Origin of the sequence: Shewanella sp. OMA3-2 (assembly GCF_021513195.1) — a bacterium.
Classification (GTDB): domain Bacteria; phylum Pseudomonadota; class Gammaproteobacteria; order Enterobacterales; family Shewanellaceae; genus Shewanella.
The window spans coordinates 1,343,342-1,367,110 of record NZ_CP090974.1 but is presented as its reverse complement, the minus strand read 5'-3'; the positions used below and the strand labels follow the sequence as shown (position 1 = coordinate 1,367,110).

Below are 23,769 nucleotides of genomic sequence, written 5' to 3'. Positions count from 1 at the left end.
GTCCCTACGTATCGCTCATTACAACTCTATCCCCCTGAGCAACAAAAATAGTATCGCCTCGATAACATTGATTAAATGTAGCTAACACGGTCATCATCACAGGGTTCGCCATCGGCGTATTAAATAAATCAATTTGGGTATATTACTCAATCAATCTCACCCTGTAATATCGTACCTCGTCACGAGTTAACCTACGCCCCACTTCTGTCATTACTTTGGTTAATTCTACCGTGCAATTGGTTGAGCAAGGAAAATGAACAATAGCTTTGTAACTTATGGGATGCTCATCATGGGAAGAATGACTGGCCAATAAAATCATAATAGTTTTACAGTTTAAAACTTAGCTGACGGGCTTTTGCTGCAACAATACCTAAGTGTCCTATTAGCTTTTAAAAAAAGTCATCGACTTCTACGTGTTAAAAATACTATCTCTCCTCCATAAAAATATCCCCAAAAAGCTTATTCACACTTCAATAAAAACACTAATCAACTGAATTAAAACATTTTATATAAAAAATAAATGAGTTTAAGAAAATTAACAGCCTGAAGGTTACAAAAGTGTAAATCACAAGTGCGTATTGTGAGTGATTTATGTTGCCGAGCCCATACTGGTATGATAGGTTAACTGCATGACACAAAAACAAGCATTGTCTACTCAATAATTAAACAGGTTAGTTACACCAAAATAGATGAACATGACATTAAAACTATAAAACTCAAAGAGGGAAGCTATGAACACCAATCAAAGAAAATTTAGCCGCACAGCATTGTCGTTATGTATTGCAGCTTTATTCAGTCCAGTAGCATTGGCCGCTGAAGCAACGATAGAAACTGAACAAGCACCAAAAAATGTTGAACGTATCGCTGTCACTGGTTCAAACATTTTTAAAGGTAGCGCTAACGTTTCATCATCTGCACCTATTACCGAAGTAGGTAAAGAGATGATAGAGGGCGTTGCGGCAATCTCTATTGGGGATGTGCTAAATAATATCCCTTCTGTCACCTCTGCGATTAATGGTTCAAGTGATAACGTTTCTCTTGGTGGCGCAGGCAGTAACGTCGGCGTTTCTACAACCTCACTTCGTAATTTGGGTTCTGCACGTACTTTAGTTTTGGTTAATGGTCGTCGTTATGTCTCGGGTGTTTCTGCCAACACTGGGTATGGTGTTGATTTAAACTCAATTCCTACAGCCATTATTGAACGTGTAGATGTATTAACAGGTGGTCAATCTGCGATTTACGGTTCAGATGCCATTGCTGGTGTGATTAACATCATTACAAAGAGAAATTTTGATGGTGCTGAAATCAATGCTTTCGCTGCGGATTCATCTGACGGTGGTGCTGAGCGACAAAATATTGATTTTACCTATGGTAAAAACTTTGATTCCGGCAATGCTTGGGTTTCTGCTGGTTATGCTAATCAAGAAGTATTGAATTCTTCAGCAAGAGACTTTTCGCGATATGAAATGCGCTTTGTTGATACTAATGGCGACGGCATTAGAGATACCATAGCAAGACGAGATGGCCCTGGGCACGTCGATGGCGCTTTACTTGGGTATGGCGATTTAAAAATATTTGGTAATGGCGACCCATTTAACGCCAACCAACCTTTACTGGACAGTAATTACCAGCCTACCAGTGACTCAGACTGGGATAATCAACACTCTAACCGTACATTAGTCTTACCCTATCAACGCTTCAATATCGCTTCGGGAATTTCTTTTGACTTATCTGATAAATCATCGTTGGAAGTTGAATTAAACTACGCACAAACCCAAGCTAGCGTTAATTTAGAAGAAGCACCAATAGATGTTGTCAATGATGTCTTCAGAAAAAACAAAGGTGGGACTACCGGTATCGACGTAGCATCCAGTCCGTACTTTGTTGGCAGTAGTGCTGGACAACAACTTTTAGCGGCAATGGGTTCCAATACCTCCCTGGATGGAGTCACAACGAATAGACGTACCTTTGAATTTGGCAATCGTATAACAGAAAACCAACGCGATACATTCCGAGTGGCCGGTAACTATACTTACTATTTAGATAATGGTATGGATTGGAAAACAGGGGCAACTTACGGCATAACCTCACAAACACAACAGAACAGTGGTGATTTTAGCATCCCTAATATGCAACAAGCACTGACTATAGAAGAGGACGGTAACGGCGGATACCAATGTGCTGATGTTATCGCCAGAACTTATGGCTGTGTGCCAGTAAACCCATTTGGGACAACGGATAGTTTAGTTGGTCAAGCGGGTATTACAGGCTTTTCTGATGAAGCAATGAAATACCTTGCGGTAAACACAGGACAAACCGGAAAAGTTGAACAGTTTGTAGTAAACAGTGTTGTTTCCGGTGAATTAGATTTTTCGTTAGGACATGACAATTTAGGTTTTGCTGCGGGTGTTGAATACCGTAAAGAATCTGCTGTTGAAAATCCTGATAGTTTCCGCCAATTAGGCATCACCCGCGAAGGCCCTGTTCAGCCGATCGATGGAAGCTTTGATGTTGCAGAAGTATTTGGTGAGCTATATGTCCCAGTTGCTGATTGGCTTAACCTCAGTCTAGCTGCAAGGTTCGGTGATTATTCTACTATTGGTACAACCTCAACTTACCGCCTAGGTATTGATGCTCCGATCCATGAAATGTTCCGTATCCGTGCAAGCCAGTCAAGCTCTGTGCGCGCTCCGAATATCAATGATATTTTCTCAACGGGTACTACCAGCGTCGCAAACCCAACAATCGATGTCTGTAATGGTACCTCGAATAATGGCACCACAAATACCGATCGGAATTGTACTTCTATCTCAGCAATTTCAAACCGCATGGATACTGATGCAAACGGTCAATACATATTAGTGGGTTCAGAGACAAATAATACCTTAGTGTCTAAAAGTGGATCACCTGATTTAAAAGCAGAAACTGCCGATTCATTAACGCTAGGTTTTGTGCTAACCCCGCTAGATAACTTATCTGTTTCAGTGGATTACTACGGTATCGAGATTGAAGATGGCATTACAACTATCACCCCTGACACTATGGTGAAACGTTGTTACGATGTAGACCCATCACAATTTGATCCAACCTGTGGTGGTCGAGTCCTTAGAGATGTGCAAGATGGCCCGATCCTAAATATTTATTCAACATCAATTAATGCCAATACTATTTCAACTAGTGGCGTTGACTTAGAATTGGCATATTATCTCGATAATCTGACAGTGAATTTTATTGCTAACTACCTAGCAGAATATGAAATTGACACGCTTTCTGGCCCAATCGATAACTTAGGGACGACATTATTCCCTGAATATCGCTATACGATAAACGCGTCGTATGACATCACTGAAGACTTTAACCTGTTCGCTCAGATGACATATCGCGCTGAAACAGAAGGAGTGCTAGGGGAAACGACTTTATCGAATGATCTGAACACCATGGATGCAGTTTACTATGCAGATGTGAGAGCAAGTTATCAAATAAATGACGCTCTTAATGTGTATATTGGTTCAAATAACTTATTCGATCAGCAACCGGATATTCAGGCAACCAGTGCTGCGGTGGGAACCAATACAACACCTCAAGCTTATGATGTTATTGGTCGTCAACTCTTTGCTGGTGTTAAAATGAAATTCTGATGACCCAAAAGCATGCTGTGCATCAGTCAAAGCATGCTTTGCACGTCAATATGAAAGCCTTAAAACCTAATCAGTATTGATTAGGTTTTATTTTAGTTACTACGGAGAAGAAAGCATTGAAACTTATTCGCTTACTACTTTTGTTAATCTCAGCGGTATTGTTGGTCTTTAACGCCAACGCTACTGATAAAGTTGAGCATGATCTCCAACATGATCCATCGCTAGACAAAATATCGGCCATTTCCTGGATAAAGGCTGGTCAACTCCCAAATCCGGATAGTTTTGTTGAATCTATCGGTATTTCAGGTGCATATAGTGGCTTTATTGGTGATTACCTCATTGTTGCGGGCGGTGCAAACTTTCCTAATGGACATCCATTTTTTGAACAGGGGAAAAAACAATTTTATACCGATATTTTTGTCTTCAATACCCAAAATAACAGCATAAATTTAGTGACACACGGGCACTTACCTATTAAAGCCGGACATGGGGCAACTTTGGTTGTCGATAACAGCCTTTATCTCATCGGAGGCAAGAATAATGAGCAAGCCCTCGACTCAATCATAAAATTAACTTTAGATGTAGACAATACTCCCAACACCGAAGTGATAGAACATTTACCTTTTACATGGCATTCAGGCGCCGCGGCTTGGCAAGGTGGCGACATCTATATCTTTGCCGGTGAGCAAAATGGCAAAGTGAATAACCGTGTCTGTCAGTATTCGCTAACCCGTAAATCGTGTATTCAGAGTGAAATGATACCTTCCTTGCCTGGTGCTAACCGTACGGATTTCCCAGCCATTCATCATCAAGATAAGTTTTACATTTTCGGCGGCTTAAATTTGTTAGCCGATAAAGAAAACTATGTACTTACCGATGCCTATGCTTTTGATTTTAAAAAATTGGATTGGACAACATTGGCACCTATAACGCTGCACAAAAAGCCTTTTTCGGTCACAGGTGGCGGTGCCGCAGTGATTAATAATGACCAATTAGTCTTATTGGGCGGTGTCAATCGCGACACTTTTAATGATGCTATCTTTCAGTTAACCACACAAAAAAATGACACTTTAACGGCGTTTAAGCAGCAATATTTCAGCCTAAGCGAACAAGACATTAATTTTAGCCGTCAGCAGATGATTTATCATATTCACCAAAACAAATGGTCTGTGCTCAGTAATAAAGTGCCATTTCCTGGCGGGGCGGGGCCACTGACTATCACTCAGCAAGGAAATAAAATCTATTGGGTTTCAGGAGAGACTAAACCCGTGATTCGTACGCCCAACATATATCAAGGTACAGTGCTTTCAAACCAGTAAGACACAGTAACTATGGGCTAATATACATAGATGAGTACACTTCTAGTTATTGTATGCTGATAACCGCGGGATACTGTCGCGTTCCCACTGACGCTACCCAGCTCCAAGCTAACATAGGCAGGTCATTATCTGCCGCCCTCGCCTTAATCAAAGTAAAACCACACGCCAATAAAAAATAACATCTGACTATCAAACACTTAATTGATTAGTGGCATTTAGGTACAACGCCACTAATCAATTAAGTGAATGAATGTCACAACACTCCACCCAATCATACTGTTATACCAGAAATAACTTGTGAATTATTTGTTAACATGCTCTTATTGATTGGTGTAATAGGTGAATGCATGACAGCTTGATAGGATTAAGAAGACTTTAGTTAAGCTAGATTAAGCAATCGCTGCAACACGCTAAATTGAAGGTGTCAGGGATGTCAGTAACGTGGATCATTCTCTATCCGAAAGAGAGCAGTTAATTAACGTAAATAAACAGCACCTTTTTATTTAAAAACCAACATTGTTGATATTGAAACAAAGAACATTAATTCTAATAAAATGGTGAAATTTATTATGCAAAGAATAAGTCAACTATTTTTCATGTTGGTTACTTCATGCACCTTAGCATTAAGTAGCGGATATGAAAATTATGCAGAGGCAAATACCCTCGTTACGAGTTTCGACGCCAGTAATTCGACCAGCCCCAGCGCACAAGGTTGGAACAATTTTACTAACGGCCAAGCAACAGGCTCAATAGCGCAAGACCTTGGTACGCCAAGCTGGAAAGCTAACGGTATTTCTGGTCGTGCCCAGTGGAACGTAGTGCCAAGCGCTGCAGTCAATAGCCAAGCTAACACCCATGGCTGGTCAATGACGTGGCGAAGTCGTGTAGAGTCAGGGACTTATATTACTGATTACTACTCAAATGGATCGAAACGTTTTCTGCCCATATTAAGTATTAATGCAAGTGGGGATTTAGTGGTATCCCTTGTTGGTGCTGGCACGCATACACTTATTACAAGTACAGGAGCGGCCTCATATCACGACTATGCCATTGAGTTTAATGCTAGCACTCAATTAGCAACCTTTAGTTTTGATGGCGTAGTTATTGAATCTGATTGGGTGGGTGAAAGCAGTAATCAAAATATGATTACATGGGGTAATGGCTCATCAAACATTAATAGCGTGGCCTATTATAAAAAAGTGGCATTCTCCACCTTAAAGTTGAGTTCACCTGCCGAAGCACAATTGGTTGCTCAATGGGATACATCAGCTTTAGTATTTGATGGCGCTAGTCAATTTTCGTTGATTGATAGCGACTTAACTGCAGTACAAAACTTATCTCAAGGAAGTATCTTTACTCAGTTTAAAGCAACTGGAACCACTGCAACACTCTTCAGCGCATCAAGTTCTGTCGATGATTCGAGTGAATTTGCTGTACTCATCAATAGTGATGGCACATTGCGAGTTCATGCTCGAGAAAATGGCAGCTTTATTAATGACTCTAAAACCACGACCACATATAACAATAATCAAGAGCATAAAGCCTTGATCATGGTGAACAATGAGGGAACCAAAATCTATGTGGATGGTCATTTAGCATTCAGTGGCAGTGCAACTCATTTTTTAAGTGCCGTCACAGAACTCGATAGTATGAATATTGGACGGAACTACGACAGCAGCGGTGGCCAATGGTATTTCGGGGGCAGTATCTATGAGACCCGCATTTATGACAACGTAATGACGGCAAAACAAGCTGAAGATCTAACAAGACTATCGACGATTGTCGCTAGCTTTAATAACAAACTGCATACAGACCTGGTTTCTGCAGGCTGGATCGATGATAGCGTAGGTTCAGCCAGCGGCAGCTTAATCACAGAACAAGACCAAGCAGCTTGGCAGGCAAATGGCACAGGCGGACGAGCTGAGTGGGAAATTATACCTAGCCCTCAAATCAATAATGACGCTAATGCCCTCGGCTGGAAAATGACTATAGTCAGCCGCGTGGTATCCGGAGGTGCTATCTCTGATTACTATGCAAATGGTACCAAAAGATTTCTAGCTTTATTAAGTATTAATGCTAATGGCGATTTAGTGGCAAATCTGGAAGGCGGTGGCAGCCATATCTTAGTGACTACCACAGGTGCTCAGCAATATCATACCTATAAAACGGTATACGATGCACAATCTGGCTTAGCAACATTTAGTTTTGATGGCATCGCCATTGAAACATGGGCGGGTACGGCTAGCAGTCAAAATGTGATAGCGTGGGGCAATGGCTCATCGGGCACCAATGGTATTGTCAACTATCGCCACGTTAGCTTTGAAACCTTTGGTAATACTCCTCCTATCTTTGAAAGCATTGTGTTTCAAGGTGGCCAAGAAGGTGTTGATGGTATGAGTAACTACCGGATCCCTTCCATACTTCAGTCTGAAGATGGTACCTTATTAGCATTTATAGAAGGCCGTCCAAGTGGTGCCGATCCTGGCCAAGCAGGACAAATTAATATTTCGTTAAAACGTTCTATTGATATGGGCCGTACTTGGCTACCCGTACAAATTATTCATCAAAATCCCTTATATGACTATTCAGATCCTCGCCCATTTGTTGATAAAGCAACAAATACTGTATATGTATTTTATGTTCAATGGCCTGATTTATGTGCCCAAAACGGTAACTGTGTGGGTCCAAACGATGCCAACTACCTACTTTATCGTAAGAGTTCAGACAATGGCTTAACATGGTCAGCTGCAGTAGATGTAACATCTCAAGTCAAAGATTCCACTTGGCGATCCATTAACCCAGGACCAGGGCAAGGTATTCAGTTGCAATGGCAAACCCAAGCACAAGGGAACCACAATGGCAGACTGATTTTTCCAGCCATTATCCGTGCTGGAAATAGTAATTTCTATGTGGCAACCGTATTCAGCGATGATAGTGGTACAAGCTGGCAAAAAGGACAATTTACGCCAATATCAGGTCCAACCGAGGCAGATATGGTAGAGCTCACTGATGGTACACTCTTGTTGTCTGCTCGAAACGATGGCGGCGCAGCTGGTACTCGGTATCACTTTTTAAGCAGCGACGCGGGGGTTACATGGACTCAAATCAACCACGACTTAGTTATCTCGAAGGTTGATATCGGTTTAACCCGCTATTCAGCAGTTCGTTCTGGCGATATTGAAGACCGAATCATTGTGTCGGCACCGATAGGCACATCATCAGGTCCCAGCCGCAATAACCTAGGGATCTGGTCGAGTATCAACGAAGGGCAGACGTTTGGCACACCCTATCAACTAGTGTATGGCGTAAGCGCCTACTCAGATATAGTACGCCTACATGATGGTTCAATCGGAATTATCTATGAAGCGACAGGCAGTACTTTATTGAAGTATATAAATTTCGAACTGGCTATCACTCAACCGAAATAGCACAGCTTTAACGCCATAAAAAAAGACGTGCTGGCTATTAAAAAACCAACACGTCTTTTATCTAAAACACAAAAATACAATCCTATCGAATCAAGTCAAGTTATTGTGTTCGCTATAATCCCCTAGCCTAAAGCCTGTATCTCATCTGTAATTAATTGTTGGATTTTCTGCCACTGCGCCGCACTCCAATCACCATTATGAGGTAGCATCGAAAAATGATCGGCGGTAGGTAAAATAATTTGCCTTAACTTAGTCTGGGGTTGTTCGCAGAATTGCTTTACTTGTGAAATGTTAACGCAAGTATCTCGCTCACCGTGCACCACAGTTAGCGCCATTTGGGAGTGATATAAAAGGCTTGGATTACACGCAAGGTAGCGCCCTGGCTGAGTATATGGCGTTCCCCCCATCAATCGATATATTTGCTCTGGTTGGTCAACATCATTCACTGACGCCAGATCTAAAATACCCGCTATAGAGATTGCCCTATGTATTTTCAAAGGCGCCTGATAATAAAGCTCGCTATCAGCGGCTATCTTTTCTCTTGAGGCAACCCAAGTCGCTAAATGCCCTCCAGCAGAGTGACCGATGATCAAAACTCGGCTTAAATCTAAGCTTTCACTATGTTGAATACGACGCAGATGGTCAATGGCATCAGCAACATCTTTAAAGGTAGTTGGCCAGGGTGCGTTGCTATTTTCACCTTCGGTGTTCATACGCCGATATTCTATATTCCATATTGCAACCTCAAATGATTGTAAGTAATCAACAATGGCGTAAGTTGCATAAGTTTCAAGGCTATGATTATCTTTCCAATAGCCACCATGAACCACGATAACCACAGGCGTATTTGAAGAGTGGCTAGGAGTATAAAGATGTCCGAACTGCTGACTCTCAACCCCATAATAAATCATTTTTTTCTGATGACATTTCATATATACACAGGGTTAATAGATTAGATGCCAACAATGGTATGATAGGTATGCCATCAACTCAACGTTTTTAGGCTTAAACCTGACCTCGCTTTCATGACTAAAAGTTAATCAATACTGATAATTTCGTATACTTTCTGTCACTCATTGGTACAATAGCTCAATAGGTGATACATAACTAATCGCGTACCCAAGGAATTCATTATGCCAATTACGATTAAACGTCCTGTTGAACGAAAAAAACTATCGGAAACAGTTGAAGAAGAATTGGAACTGATGATACGTCAAGGTGAAATAGCCGAAGGAGATGCTCTTCCTTCAGAAAGAGAGCTTATGGCTGCATTTGGTGTAGGCAGACCTTCTATTCGTGATGCATTATCTGCGCTAGCGCGCAAAGGTTTAGTTAAAATTAGTAGTGGTGAAAGAACTCGGGTTACCAGACCATCACCAGAAGCTATCATTTCTGAATTATCAGGGATGTCAAAAGACTTTTTATCTCAGCCAAACGGTTTGCAGTACTTTGATCAATTAAGAAGTTTTTTTGAATCAAGCTTAGTTCGTCACGCCGCTGAATTTGCCACACCTGAACAAATTCAGGAGTTAGAAAAAGCGGTTGAGCTAAACGGCAAAGCAATAAATAATGAAAGCCAATTTAAAAAGACAGATATTTACTTTCATCGAGTCATAGCATCTATCCCAGGTAATCCGATTTTTTTAGCAATACATCAGGCACTTGTTGATTGGGTCATTGACGCTCGTCCAGCAAAAACTAATGCTCAAGAACTTAATGCCAAAAGCCACCAAGATCATGTAGAAATTTTGGCTTGTATTAAAAATCATGATGTAGAAGGTGCAGATAAAAAACTGACTCAACACATCCAATACGTATTCGACAAATATTATGCTGAAAAATAATATCGCATAAAATGTGACACTTATAAGAAAAGGCTATCGAGAGATAGCCTTTTTGTTAATAGCAACATAATCGCATTAACCGCAGTATTATCTTCGGTATTACCAGACTAAGAATTCTCTAGTTGACTCAATATTTTCATAGTATTACCGCAACACAAGTGGTATAACAGGTATACAGCAAAACAACACTATTTGGGTACATATGATTAACAAGATATTAAAGTCAGCATTTCTATTGACGTTGATGATGCCATTGCTCACCCATGCTCAAACATCTATCCAATGGCAGGAAGTCAATACCACTTCAGCAGACAAGATTAATATTGGTTACGGTGCATTCATCAGCCATCAAAGTACTCGCTTACTTATATCCTCTGGAATAACAGATTTAACGGTTAAACAAAATCCTTTTATCGCAGAACAGATCACTGATAGCAGCATTCAACCAGAGGTGGTTTACATCGTCGATGGCAGTAATGTTATTGCCACAAGCTTATCAGCAGAGCAAGGTAATCGAGCTTTTGCCGCAGCAACCGATTTCCATGGTGCCACCCTTGTTAGTGGAGGGCTAGCAAAGCTGAAAGCGACAAATTTAGTTAACCTGATCATGTGGCATTCTGGGTCAAAAACACTTTATAGCTATCCACTGCCTGCGCTACCTAACACAGCAACATCGCCATCTTCTGTCATAATGGACAATGTGCTCTATGTTCTAACTGGCGCGGATACTAATCATAAATTCTATGCGTTGGATCTCAATGGACTTATCAACACCGAGGGAAAATTGTTTGACAGTAAAAGTGATCTCGACAATTTCACCCATCAAAACTCATGGAAGATACTGCCGTCACTGCCTTTAGCTAGCCCAAAAAAATCCTATCAAAATGGAATTAAACTAGCCGTACAAAACGATGGTGCGGGGGAAAAAATCTTTGCCATTGGTGGTTATCAACTTCCGCTTAATAAGCTTGATTCAGCAGGCCGCATTTATTCAAAAGAAGCGGTTTTAGCGTTAACTGGTCATTGGAAGTTTGATCCAAAGGACACTATCAACGCAAACCAATGGCAAAGCATTGGTACCGTCACATTAGCTAACCAAAAACTGAATCAACGAATAAACAACCTCAGTTCATTTGGCCAATCACATATATTAGCATTTACAGAACAAGGTAATACTCTGTCATTTAATGCCATTACCAACAGTTGGACAGATTACTTAACCAGCAATACTGACGATATCCAGATAAACGAAAACACTAAAACAGCTCAATATATTAGTGAAAACATCACCTCTTCTAATGGCGTCATCTACTCATTAAATCGTGGTACTGATAACACGAGCTCGTTGCGCCTCTGGCAAGCATCGCTCAAACAACCGGAAAAGAATTTTGGTTGGATCAATATGACTGTTTTAGTGGTGTATTTAATTTGCGTGGTATTGCTCGGGCTATTTTTTGTCTTCAAAAATAGAAATACCGATGATTACTTCCGTGGCGGCCAATCTATCCCTTGGTGGGCTGCAGCCTGCTCGATATATGCCACCATGTTAAGCTCGTTAACATATGTCGCTCTGCCAGCTGTGGTTTACCAAAGTAATTGGGTCTTACTGATTGGTATATGGATGATAGTGGCTGTTGCCCCACTGGCAATCTATGTGGCTATGCCTTTTTTTCGCCAAATTGATGCCACCAGCGCTTACGAATACTTATCAAAACGTTTCAACATGAGTGTGAGGCTATTTGCCAGTAGTTTATTTACCCTATTTCACGTTGGCAGAATGGGGATAGTCATGGCATTAACAGCATTATCCCTATCAGCGGTAACCCCACTATCGGCTAGCGATAGTGTATTGATTATGGGCGGGCTATGTTTGATTTATTGCACCATGGGGGGTATCGAAGCCGTTATTTGGACTGATACCTTACAAACCTTTGTACTCATTCTCGGTGCAATAGCCTGTTTCGTAATTATAGTAGCTGGCTTAGATGGCGGATTAACTGAATTTATTAGCATTGGATTGCGTGATGATAAATTTACTATGGTAAATGTTGATTTCAGCTTAGATAGCATCACAACACTGTCTATATGGGTGATTGTAATTGGGGGGATTGGTCAGAATTTATCAAGCTACACCGCCGACCAGGCGGTAGTGCAGCGCTATATGGTGACCAAAAACCCGAGCGACGCTAGAAAATCTATCTGGGCCAACGCCGTAATTGCAGCACCAAGTGCATTACTATTCTTTTGTATTGGTACAGCGCTATACGCCTTTTATCAAACACACCCAGAAAAATTAGACCCTAGCATTCAAATTGATCAAATATTTCCAACCTTTATCGCTACTGAACTGCCTATCGGGGTTGCGGGGCTGATTGTTGCCGGTATTTTTGCTGCTGCGCAATCAACTGTCTCAACCAGCATGAACTCAATCGCCACCACATTAGTCACAGACTTTATTCGACCTTTTAACCTAGTGAATACCGAAAAAGGCTATATGAATGCTGCGCGTTGGCTCACTTTTATCATGGGCATCCTTGGCACTCTTGCAGGACTTATCTTTATCGACCCTGAAATTCGCTCACTGATGGAAGCGTATTTCAAAGTCATCGGTATGTTTATGGGCGCATTGGGTGGCTTATTTGTGCTAGGTGCATTAACTAAAAAAGCCAACTCTTTTGGGGCTATTACAGGTATTTTGGCCGGTGTAGCAGCAATGGTATCTGCATGGCAGTTGGGCTGGGCCGATGGTTATCTATTTGCCACCATAGGAATTGTGTCGTGTTTAGTGGTGGGCTATATTGCCAGCCTTTTAACGCAAACAGCCAATAGTGCGAACAAAGATCTAACCGGACTCACCTTATATACCATGCGATCTACCTCAATTAAATCGACACCAGTATCAATCTAGAAATTAGGAAATCTGTATGACACCTGTAAATAAAGAAAAAGAGAAACAACTACTAACATTATTAAAACAGTCGTTAATTGTTTCTTGCCAACCGGTTGATCACGGCCCTATGGATAAGGTCGAGCATATTGTTGCTATGGCATTGGCTGCTGTTGATGGCGGTGCAAAAGGGTTAAGAATTGAAGGCGTTGAAAATGTTAAAGCGGTCGCCAAGGTCACTAACACGCCGATAGTGGGTATTGTTAAAAGGGATTTAGTCGATAGTCCAATACGTATTACTCCATTTATTGACGATGTAAAAGCCTTAGCGCAAGCTGGCGCGAGTATTGTAGCGTTTGACGGCACACAAAGACAAAGACCCGTGGCCATGTTAACGCTACTTGAAGCGATTCATAGTGCAGGTTGTATCGCCATGGCTGATTGCGCTGACTATGAAACGGGTCTGATGTTGGCACAGCAAGGCTGTACTTTTATTGGTAGCACTATGTCTGGTTATACCGATTTGAATCCTCCCCCCCATGATCCCGATTATGCCCTTGTCACTCGTTGGGTTAGCCAAGGATTACATGTGATTGCAGAAGGCCGTTATCACTCTCCAGACAGAGCAGCTAAAGCGATTGAACTTGGGGCTTTCTCTGTCACGGTCGGCTCGGCAATCACCCGTGTAGAACATATCACTCAATGGTTTGCGACAAGTATCGCAGGTGCTGTACTTACAGAGGAGATCCCCCGATGATCATTGCAATCGATATTGGTGGCACAAAAATATCTGCCGCATTAATGGATGACAATAAAATTATTGAATCAAGAAAGACTGATTCAATAATTCATAAAGATCTCAATAACCTAGCTAATTATGTGATTCACTTATGCCAAGACTGGAGTGAAAAAGCACATTTAGTTGCTGTCGCTTGCACTGGACAAGTGGGTAAAAATCACGTGCAGTTCCTGTCGGCAAAGCAAACCTTACCCTTACAGCAGCAGCTCAAAACCGGATTTAACTTACCTGTGGTCATACTTAATGATGCCGCAGCAGCCGCATGGGCAGAATATTGTTTGGGGCCCAAAAGGCAAGACAACACCTTAGTTTATATTACAGTATCAACCGGAATTGGCGGTGGCATTATCCAGAATGGCAAGCTAATCACAGCGACTGACGGCTTTTGTGCACACATAGGTCATATGTCGGTGACTTGCCCCACGGCGCTCAATATTCAGTGCCATTGCGGCCGAATTAATTGCATCGAAGCTATTTCATCTGGCACATCAATCGCTAAACGAGCATCTCAAATATTAAAAACCGAGGTTAGCTGTAAAACCGTGTTTGAACAGTATCTTGACCACCCAGACATAGATACTTTGCTTGACCAATGCACCGATGCGCTCGTTGACTTAATTGCTAACATTAAAGCCCTGACTGGCACCACTGTGATTGTGCTAGGAGGAAGCGTCGGTACTGCATCACCTTTTAAAGAAAGAGTGATCGCTAAAATAGCTAAGTTACCGAGCATATATCAAGTTAGCTTGGTCTCACCAATGACAGGAGAGCATGCAGATCTTACCGGCGCTGCTATGTATGCTCAAGCGCTCAATGGCTCCAATCACGACACGCAATAACAACGACTAAAACGCGATTTTATTGGAACAAACATGCAAATTATTATTTTGGATAATCCCGACCAAGTTGCTACTCATGCTGAACAGTGGATTGTTGAAGTTATTAAACATAAATCAAATCCGGTTCTAGGCCTAGCCACAGGCAGTACCCCTATTCAACTCTATAAACGGCTGGTACAACGCCATCAAAAAGCAGAATTAAGCTTTGCTAATGTCACTACATTTAACCTTGATGAGTACCATAATATTGCCGCAGATAATGCACAAAGCTATCGCACATTTATGAAAGATAATTTATTTGATCATATAGACATAGATCAAAATAAGACATTTTTACCCATTTGCCAGCAAGATCAAAACCCACGTATTCAAGGCTTTGCTTACGAAAAAAAATTCGTAATGCTGGTGGTATTGATTTGCAAGTATTAGGGATAGGTGCAAACGGGCATATTGGCTTTAATGAACCGACTTCGAGCTTAGCGTCCCGCACCAGAATTAAAACCTTAACCAAGCAAACCTTACAAGACAACAGCCGCTTATTTGATAAAAACGAATATCAACCTACAATGGCAATGACAATGGGCATCGCCACCATTCTTGACGCTAGTTATGTGTTATTGATGGCAACCGGAAAAAACAAAGCGGCCGCAGTAAAACAAATGATCATGGGACCGATAACGGCCATGTGTCCAGCATCCGCTTTACAGATGCATGAAAATGCGATCATTTTGCTCGATAAAGACGCTGCGAGTGAGTTGAACGACCAAGAGTATTTCATCTGGGCCAACCAAGAACACCAGAAGATTAACCAAGCCTACGGACTGTTTATCTAACTAAGCAAAAAAGTTATCTAAAGCCTACACTCTATTATTTGGCATAAAAAAACCATCAACATTTTGTTGATGGTTGAATAAATGGTGCACTAACAGATATCTCAGTGTAACAAGGTGAGTAAATCACTCACCAACAAGTACACCAGTATTGCTTTAAGGCAACATGTGTTCCATAAAACCTGCCGCAGTCATTTTCGCAACCACATCCGCTTTCTCTTCGCTCGATAGTGCCTTAATTGGCTGGCGTGGATCACCAACATCAATACCATGTAACAGCATTGCGGCTTTACCTGCTGCAACACCTCCATATTGTACAAGTGGACGAATAAGTGCAATAACCTTATCCATAAGAGCTGTCACAGTCTGCAGATCTCCCTTATTAAAAGCAGTAATAATATCCAAATAGAGAGGCGCTGCGTAATTATAAGTACTTCCTACTGCCCCTATAGCACCAACGGCCAGGCCACCAGGAAGAAACTCATCAACCCCAAATGGAATATCAAACTTACCATCACAAACTCGTACACATCGTTGATACTCATAAAGATCAACATGGTTAAACTTAATGCCAGCGAGGTTTGGGATTACCTTATTAGCTTTGATAAGGAACTGTTCCATATCAAACATCACTCCAGACATACCTGAATGGTAATAATAAAACGCCTTAGTTGGTGCCTGTGCAGCAATGGTGGCACAGTAATCGACAAGACAATCGACTGAACTCGGTTTGAAAAAACAAGGCGCAATAATCGAAGTAGCAAAAATATCGAGAGTTTCTGCATGCCTGGTTAGTTCAAGTGTATCAACAATCGATAAAGCACCAGTATGTACCGTAATACTTAGCTTTCCTTGAGAGGCTGCAACCCAACGTTCGGCTACCGCTTTTCGTTCTACCACAGAACAATTAAGGCCTTCACCCGTGGTGCCACAAATATAAACTCCTTTAACACCCTGTCGAATAAGGAGTTCAGCAATGCGGTCGATGACAGGAAGATTGACTTCACCGTTACTATCAAATGGGGTATGAGGGGCTGAAATTAATCCAGTCAATTTTTGCATTTTATATCTCCATAAATTTAAAATATTTTTTTGCCGCCAATCCATGTGTGACTAACATGCAAAGCAGAATTATTACCACATTCAAGGACGGTAAAATCAGCATTCGCACCTATGGCAAGTTGGGGTGAGTTGTTATTTATTCCAAGAAAATTAGCAGGGTATAAACTCGCCATTCTTAACGCCTCCTCAAGTGAGACGCCAAGCATAAGTTGAGCATTATTCACTGCGCTGATCATATCTAATGCTGAACCGGCTAACTGCCCAGTTTGGCTCATCAACTTATCGCCTTCGAGTACTATGCAATGTTCATCAAATTCAAAAGCGGTTTGACTACTGCCAATGGTTGACATAGCGTCGGTGACTAACATCATTTTTCCGGTGGATTTTATCTTATTAGCCAGCATCGCCGTTGCAGGATGAACATGGTGACCATCAAGTATCAATCCACACCAACTGTGTTCATCGAGCAATGCGGCACCGACCATATTAGGTTCGCGAGATGTCAAAGGGGACATAGCATTAAATAAATGCGTAAAACCTAACGCCCCAGCAGCCAATGCAGCTTGAGTCAACTCAAAACTGGCATTGGAGTGCCCCAGACACACCTTGACGTTGTGCTGAGTTAATCGCTGGATCTGCTCAATGGTCACATGTTCTGGTGCCAAAGTGACCACTTTTACCCCCAAATCCTCGCGAAAATAAATAGCCAGCTCCTGCTCACTTAAGGGTCTGATGTATTGACTACTATGTATGCCTTTCTTAGGTTTACTGATATGAGGCCCTTCAAAATGGACACCTATCACACCAGGCAGCTTCTGTTTAATTGCCAGCGCAATCGTATCGGCGGCAGCACTGAGAGTAGCAAGATCACTGGTGATCAATGTCGGTAATAATCCAGTTGTCCCATATTTACTATGTGCTTGCACCATTGCGGTAAGAGTCGACAAACTCACATCATGGTTAAACAAATAACCACCACCGCCATTAACCTGTACGTCAATAAAACCCGGCACAAGCAGCCCGGACACCTTTATTGTCGTCGCATGTTCAACAAAATCAAAAGCGATGATCTTGCCATCTTTAAAACTGATGGCTTGATGATGAATGATGTTTTTGCCATCAAATATTTGATCGGCTATTACGGTTGTGATCATGACATCTCGACTTCGTATGGCTTCATAAAAGTGTTTCGCAAACTCAACTACTACAGGTACACTGTCAACCTGTCATACCAATATACCTTATGATTTATTTTTGTCAAAGTAAAAAATGACAATAAGATTGATGTAAAAAGGAATGACATAATCATCTGAAATAGTGATATTTTTAAGGCTTAATTTCTTAAGCATAATGTTTGATATGTGACAGTGATATCGTCTATTGATTCTTCACTTTTTTAATATAGATTACGCTCAGCCAACATTATTGAGCTCTCTCTTATCCTACTTATCAATAAAAATAACAAAGCTGGATTGCATTACCTTAGTCCGCGTGGTGTAATAGGTATACCAAAATGGACTTAACCGATTATTGAGGCTGATATTTGATGGAATATATGATTGGTGCTTATGCTACAGCACCTTCTACCCAACTATGGGATCAAGAATTAGAGACTAACTACTACCAAGAGCTCAAATCACTGAGCAATATCGTTGGCTTAGAGCATCCTTTTGTGGGACGGCTACATCCTTATGATGATGAGTGGTTTCTTCAGAATATTGATAACAGGTGGCAATTTATTTTCACGTCAATTCCTGGTGTAATGGGACAACTTGCGCACAATCCGCACTTTGGTATAGCCTCCACCAATGAAGCAGGCAGACAAGCCGCCCTGGCCTTTTATCAACAAGCTCAGCAAGCCATATTAAAATTAAATAATCACTTAAAAAGAGAAGCTGTTAGCTATTTAAAAATACATACGGCGCCAAAGATAACTGAACACACCCAATCATCAATTCAAGCTTTAAAAACATCGCTTGAAACTATGCAATCTTGGAATTGGTATGGTGCAAAACTCATCATCGAACATTGCGATGCTTATATTGTAGGACAAGAAGCTGAAAAAGGTTTCATGCGCTTAGAAGATGAAATAACGGCGGTTAAACAGGTTAACAGTAAACTGAATAGTGACATAGGGATCAGTATAAATTGGGGGCGTTCAGCTATTGAAACTCGTGACACTAATGGCCCCATACAACATATTAAGCAAGCCTATCTAAATGGCTTGTTAAAAGGCATTATTTTTTCCGGCACCTCAGATATAGACGGCCCCTACGGGCAATGGAAAGATACCCACATGCCACCAGCGCAAGCCTTGTTTCTTCCTTGCTATGCGGAAAATTCGTTGTTAACAATGGAGCAAATGAAAAAATCCATACAACAATGTAATTATCAACAACTAGACTTTATTGGCGCAAAAATCTCATTAAGCCCAAATAAGGCAAGTGTTGCTCAACGGATTGGATATATTAAAAGCATAACAGCATTGCTCGATCATGTACTTGAAGTTCAATAATGAGCAAAATGGACTAAAATTGTTGGTTATAATGTGGCGTGAATTTCAACATAACCAACTGCTTTAGTTGAGCTTTAATGTCTTACTATAGCGCTTCAGCTTCGAAGCACACATTGCCAAGCTAAGGACGCCAACGGTTAAAAGTCCTGATTGAATGACTTGTATATGTAAATTAGTCGAGTGGCTCTCATTCAAAATCGACGAATTCATCCCACTTTGAAACCACTCATAAAACAGCTCTATATTATTCAGCGCCTTGTTAAACTTTATTGTTTATGACTTTGCTATGGTATTGCTCTAATTCAGAGCCAACTACCCGTAACTTAGAGTCTACATCTGCATACTTCTGTCTACCTGTTTGCATACCATTATCTACCTGCTTACATACCACTATCAGTATTTTTAAGTACTGCCACCATTTTTTGTTGGTGCAGCATTAATTCAAAGTAGTGATTTCGAAAAGAAAGCAGTGCCAACGTGGCAGCCGCTTTGCCAGCATCGATTCAGGCAAAGGTAGCAAAGCCCACAAGGGCGTGCTGGTGGCGTGTCGCAGAAGTCTTTGCACGTTAAGCCTAACGCTGATTAATCTCAATTAACTCTGCAGTACTGGGAACCATACTTTGACCGTTAAGCCCCCTTTCGAGCGGTTTTGCATGCTAATTCGGCCACCGTGCGCTTCGATAATTTCGCGGCACAAAGGCAAACCAATCCCAGTGCCAGATTGCTTGGTCGAATAAAAAGGCAACAAAGCTTGTGATAACACCTCACTAGACATGCCACTCCCATCATCTTCAACTTTGATCAATAAACCAATCACTGGGTGGGTTATTTCCTCAAAAATTAGTGCGATGCTTTCAGCACTTGCACCAGACTCATGGGCATTTTTAAGTAAGTTAATCAGCACTTGCTCTAACTGAACCGCATCAAGCTTAATAGGATTTTGCGGTAAAGGTGATAACACCTTAAAGGGATATTGCTGCGCTAACTGCTGGGTCATCCTAGGCCAATCAATCAGCTGTTTTTGCGGCAGCGGCAGTTTAGCAAACTCGGCATAATGAGAGATAAACTGACTTAAATGAGTGGTACGATTTTCGATGGTATCATGCTGGCTTAGGAACTTCGATACCGTAACCTTGAGCAAAATCAACGCCTATATCAGCTAGTGCGGCCATAACGGCATCGCTTTCGACAAACTCCGCAATGGTCTTAATTCCCATCACGTGCCCAATATGGTTTATCGAAACCACCATGGCGTGATCTATCGGATCATCAAGCATGTCTTTGACAAATTCACCATCAATTTTTAAATAATCAACGTGAAGATGTTTTAAATATGCAAAAGATGACATACCACTACCAAAATCATCCAAAGAGAAGCGGCAACCTATGGCTTTTAAATCACGGATTAATATGGCGGCTTGATTTAAATTAGCTATCGCTGCGGTTTCTGTTAATTCAAAACAAATGCATTCTGGCGGTATGTTATGTTGCTCAAATTGTTCAAGCACGAATGATAAAAAGCTATCATCACAAATGGTTTTTCCCGATATATTAATCGAACATGTCACTTTACTACCAAGCGCATGTCGAGTTTCGTACTGGGAAAATGCAGTTCGAATAACCCAACGATCCAATAACGGCATCATACCATAGCGTTCTGCGGCAGGAATAAACGCCATAGGGGGAATAATAGTATTATTCCCATCACTCATACGAAGCAATAATTCATAATGCTCGCCCTTATCGGCGTCATCTCCCAGTGGAGCGATGCGCTGTGAATAAAGCACAAATCTATTTTCATCCAGTGCCTGCTTAATGCGCACAATCCAGCTCATTTCACCATTACGGCGCGCAAGCTCCTCATCATCGGCCATATATACTTGAATTCGATTACGACCTTTCTCTTTCGCGGCATAACATGCTACATCGGCCATTCGTAAAATATCAGATAAAAGGCGTATATCATTACTGAAGGTAACCAGTCCAATACTCACCCCGACTGGAAACGCTTTATCAAGCCAAACAAAACGAAAATCAGCAACCGTTTGGCGTAATTGCTCAGCCACAACTTTAGCGGGTTCGGTGACACAATCTTCCAGTAACACACCAAATTCATCGCCGCCTAGTCGGGCAAAAGTGTCTCTTTTACGCAGTTTTTGCTGCATTAATGTAGTTAACTGTCGTAATAACTCATCGCCAGCAACATGCCCACAGGTATCATTAACAATCTTAAATTGGTCAAGATCCAGATATAACAAGGTATGTGTTTTATCTTGTAGCTGGCTTGTTTGTAATGCTCGCTCAACACGACGTTCAAATTCACGACGATTAATTAGCCCTGTCAATGAATCGTGCTTGGCTTGAAAACGCAGCTCAGCAGCCATTGCACGTGCTTGGGTAACATCGTGGAACACGAGCACAACCCCTAAAATATTGCCTTGCAGGTCACGGATTGGAGCGGCGGAATCTTCGATAGAAAACTGAGTCCCACCACGTTGAATAAGTACGGTATTTTCAGCAAGCTCTACTACCTGTTGGGTAAGTAGTGCTTCCTCAACCGGATTAGGTGCCGCTTCGCCGGTTATTTCATTGATTATCTGAAATACTGTGACTAAGGGTAAACCCATTGCCTGCTCGGTACTCCAGCCTGTCATCATTTCTGCTACTGGGTTCAAAAACGTCACATTACCGCTTGTATCTGTGGTGATTACACCATCGCCAATAGAACTCAGTGTCACGCGTAACCATTCTTTCTCTGCAAGTAATGCTACTTCACTTCTTTTACGATCAGAAATATCATGTAAAAAAGCCGTGAAACTATAGTGACCGTTAGATTTAAGTGCGCTAATAGTGATCTCAACCACAAATTCAATACCATTACGATCAACCGCTGTCAATTCCGTACGCTTGCCGACCATAGGGCCTTGACCTGTGCTAAGGAATTTTTCCAAACCGTGTTGATGGCTGTGTGCTAGTGACGACGGAATAATCAATTCAGCAAGCTTTCGTCCTATTGCCTCTTGACTAGACCAGCCAAAGGTTTTTTCAGCTTCTATATTCCAATCAGTTACGAGTCCACGATGATCCATCTCAATAAACGCTTCATGTGAGCTATCAATAATAATTCGCATACGTTGCTGATCTTGGTGTAAGCGGCGTGCTAATGGCTGAACTTGAGATCGTAATATCAAAGTTGCAATCACAATAATTATAAAAAGCAGACCAGCAAACATATTAAATCGTTCGCGGATGGGTGCATAAAACTCAACAGAGTCAGCCTTTAATACTAAACCAAGTCCAAAATGACTAATTGGCGTATAGGCCGCTAAAACCGGTATACCCCGTAAATCATTGACCTTAATTACACCTTGTTCGTTAATTAATGCCCGCGGTATAGCTAAATTAAGCTGGCCATCTTTGTACATTGGAAAGCGCAAATTAGCCGGATAAAAGCGACTAGCAAAGCACAATGCATCGTTTTTATCGCGACCACAAATCAAGGTATCAATCGATTTACTGCCTTGCTGTGCCTCATATAACATCTCTGTTAAGGCATCCATTTTTTGCTCGGTGATAAATTTACCTATTACCTGACCATCACGAACTATGAACTTTTCAACCCACAGAACAAAGCCATTGTGCCAAAGAAGCACTGCGTGATCTTCAGTCCCTTGTAGTGGTATAGCCATAACAGCGTCTTTTCGCACCATAGTACCGGCTGTTAATAAATATTCCCCTTTTGCATTAAAAAACTGGATCCCGCTTAATCCTCTGACCAGAAAACTTTTTGCTACAGTGTCAATCAAGTTCATAACTTCAGTATCCTGTGGCGTAGCGTTAATTCGCAGCAGGTGTTTTTGTAGTGCAGGACGAGTTGCAATAATATTAGCAAATTCAACTTGTTGGTTAATAGACACTGCAAATGTCGTTGCGTAGTTTTTAGTTGTACGTAATAGCGAATCAGACATCGACTGTTCTAGTCCTTGCCTTAAAACGCTGAACCCAATCAAACCCGTTAAAATAGTAACAATTGTCAGTACAACGGCAGCAACTCGGATAATATGCTTATCTGGGCTCTCAACATCCTTTACATGCGATAGTGAAGCTGGCGGTAAACGTAGCCATAACCCAATACCAATCCCTGTGATAGCAAAAGCTGAAGTAGCAGCCATTTTGTTATACATAGCGACTCGATACATACCTTCCAGATCCAATGCATAACCCAGTAATGCTGTTACTCCAATCAAAAATACAGTACCAATCAGTAGCATTAAACTGATATGAATAGACCTGCTAAGTTGAGACCGTGCGACCAGAATGAAAGCGATACCGGCTAAAAGAAGTGCAAAACAAGTATTGGGGGCTACGCGACCTGGGTGTGGATTGCCATCTTTAACTGCTACATGGATACTATCCCAGTCAATACCAAGGCTATAGTCAAACAGGTGTTGACTCAGGATCACACAGGGTAATAACACCAGAAACCAAGGCAGAATACTTTGTATACGTAACAGCAAATAATTACCGTTAGCGGGGAATAAACATAATCCAGCAATAATAAACATGCTAGCGGCATTAATACTCATAACGACAGAACCAGACAGAATG

General features: G+C 41.5%; 12 protein-coding genes and 2 pseudogenes. 9 read left to right on the top strand and 5 right to left on the bottom strand.

What is annotated here, in order from left to right; genetic code table 11:
* Positions 1-731: 731 nt before the first annotated feature.
* From L0B17_RS05985 to L0B17_RS05975, 3 genes are all read left to right on the top strand, one after another.
* Complete coding sequence (locus L0B17_RS05985) at positions 732-3,638, top strand: TonB-dependent receptor domain-containing protein (protein ID WP_235088340.1); 2,907 nt, start codon at positions 732-734, stop codon at positions 3,636-3,638.
* A gap of 116 nt (positions 3,639-3,754) precedes the next feature.
* Positions 3,755-4,957 carry a cyclically-permuted mutarotase family protein gene (locus L0B17_RS05980; protein ID WP_235088338.1) on the top strand — a complete coding sequence of 401 codons (1,203 nt, stop codon included), beginning with the start codon at positions 3,755-3,757 and terminating at the stop codon, positions 4,955-4,957.
* A 569-nt stretch (positions 4,958-5,526) separates the two neighbouring features.
* Positions 5,527-8,385 (top strand): exo-alpha-sialidase, encoded by a 2,859-nt coding sequence (locus L0B17_RS05975; RefSeq protein ID WP_235088336.1) that lies wholly within the window; start codon positions 5,527-5,529, stop codon positions 8,383-8,385.
* A gap of 122 nt (positions 8,386-8,507) precedes the next feature.
* On the opposite strand, the gene L0B17_RS05970 is transcribed toward L0B17_RS05975, so the two are convergent.
* Positions 8,508-9,317 (bottom strand): alpha/beta hydrolase, encoded by an 810-nt coding sequence (locus L0B17_RS05970; protein WP_235088334.1) that lies wholly within the window; start codon positions 9,315-9,317, stop codon positions 8,508-8,510.
* A gap of 201 nt (positions 9,318-9,518) precedes the next feature.
* Between L0B17_RS05970 and L0B17_RS05965 the strand changes: the two genes are divergently transcribed.
* The 5 genes and pseudogenes from L0B17_RS05965 to nagB all read left to right on the top strand — a co-directional run bounded on the left by L0B17_RS05965 (position 9,519) and on the right by nagB (position 15,587).
* Positions 9,519-10,229, top strand: a complete 711-nt coding sequence (locus L0B17_RS05965; RefSeq protein ID WP_235088332.1) for a transcriptional regulator NanR — start codon at positions 9,519-9,521, stop codon at positions 10,227-10,229.
* 202 nt (positions 10,230-10,431) lie between these two features.
* Complete coding sequence (locus tag L0B17_RS05960; protein ID WP_235088330.1) at positions 10,432-13,137, top strand: sodium:solute symporter; 2,706 nt, start codon at positions 10,432-10,434, stop codon at positions 13,135-13,137.
* 16 nt (positions 13,138-13,153) lie between these two features.
* Positions 13,154-13,873, top strand: coding sequence for an N-acetylmannosamine-6-phosphate 2-epimerase (locus tag L0B17_RS05955; RefSeq protein WP_235088329.1), 720 nt, complete (start codon positions 13,154-13,156; stop codon positions 13,871-13,873).
* Positions 13,870-14,754, top strand: coding sequence for an ROK family protein (locus tag L0B17_RS05950; RefSeq protein WP_235088327.1), 885 nt, complete (start codon positions 13,870-13,872; stop codon positions 14,752-14,754). Before L0B17_RS05955 ends, L0B17_RS05950 begins: the two co-directional genes overlap by 4 nt.
* Before the next feature lie 33 nt (positions 14,755-14,787).
* Positions 14,788-15,587, top strand: a pseudogene (nagB, locus tag L0B17_RS05945) (glucosamine-6-phosphate deaminase).
* A gap of 153 nt (positions 15,588-15,740) precedes the next feature.
* Here nagB and L0B17_RS05940 read toward each other — a convergent pair.
* Both L0B17_RS05940 and nagA read right to left on the bottom strand, forming a co-directional pair.
* On the bottom strand, positions 15,741-16,646 hold the full coding sequence (locus L0B17_RS05940) for a dihydrodipicolinate synthase family protein (protein WP_235088325.1): 906 nt from the start codon (positions 16,644-16,646) through the stop codon (positions 15,741-15,743).
* A 17-nt stretch (positions 16,647-16,663) separates the two neighbouring features.
* Positions 16,664-17,800, bottom strand: coding sequence for an N-acetylglucosamine-6-phosphate deacetylase (gene nagA / locus L0B17_RS05935; RefSeq protein WP_235088323.1), 1,137 nt, complete (start codon positions 17,798-17,800; stop codon positions 16,664-16,666).
* Positions 17,801-18,192: 392 nt separating this feature from the next.
* Between nagA and L0B17_RS05930 the strand changes: the two genes are divergently transcribed.
* Positions 18,193-19,161 carry a DUF4862 family protein gene (locus tag L0B17_RS05930; protein ID WP_235088322.1) on the top strand — a complete coding sequence of 323 codons (969 nt, stop codon included), beginning with the start codon at positions 18,193-18,195 and terminating at the stop codon, positions 19,159-19,161.
* A gap of 592 nt (positions 19,162-19,753) precedes the next feature.
* Here L0B17_RS05930 and L0B17_RS05925 read toward each other — a convergent pair.
* Positions 19,754-20,263 (bottom strand): annotated as a pseudogene (locus L0B17_RS05925) (sensor histidine kinase); the annotation flags it as partial.
* Positions 20,262-22,250, bottom strand: coding sequence for an EAL domain-containing protein (locus L0B17_RS05920; RefSeq protein WP_235089612.1), 1,989 nt, complete (start codon positions 22,248-22,250; stop codon positions 20,262-20,264). The pseudogene L0B17_RS05925 and the gene L0B17_RS05920, both read right to left, overlap by 2 nt.
* Between the last annotated feature and the right edge of the window lie 1,519 nt (positions 22,251-23,769).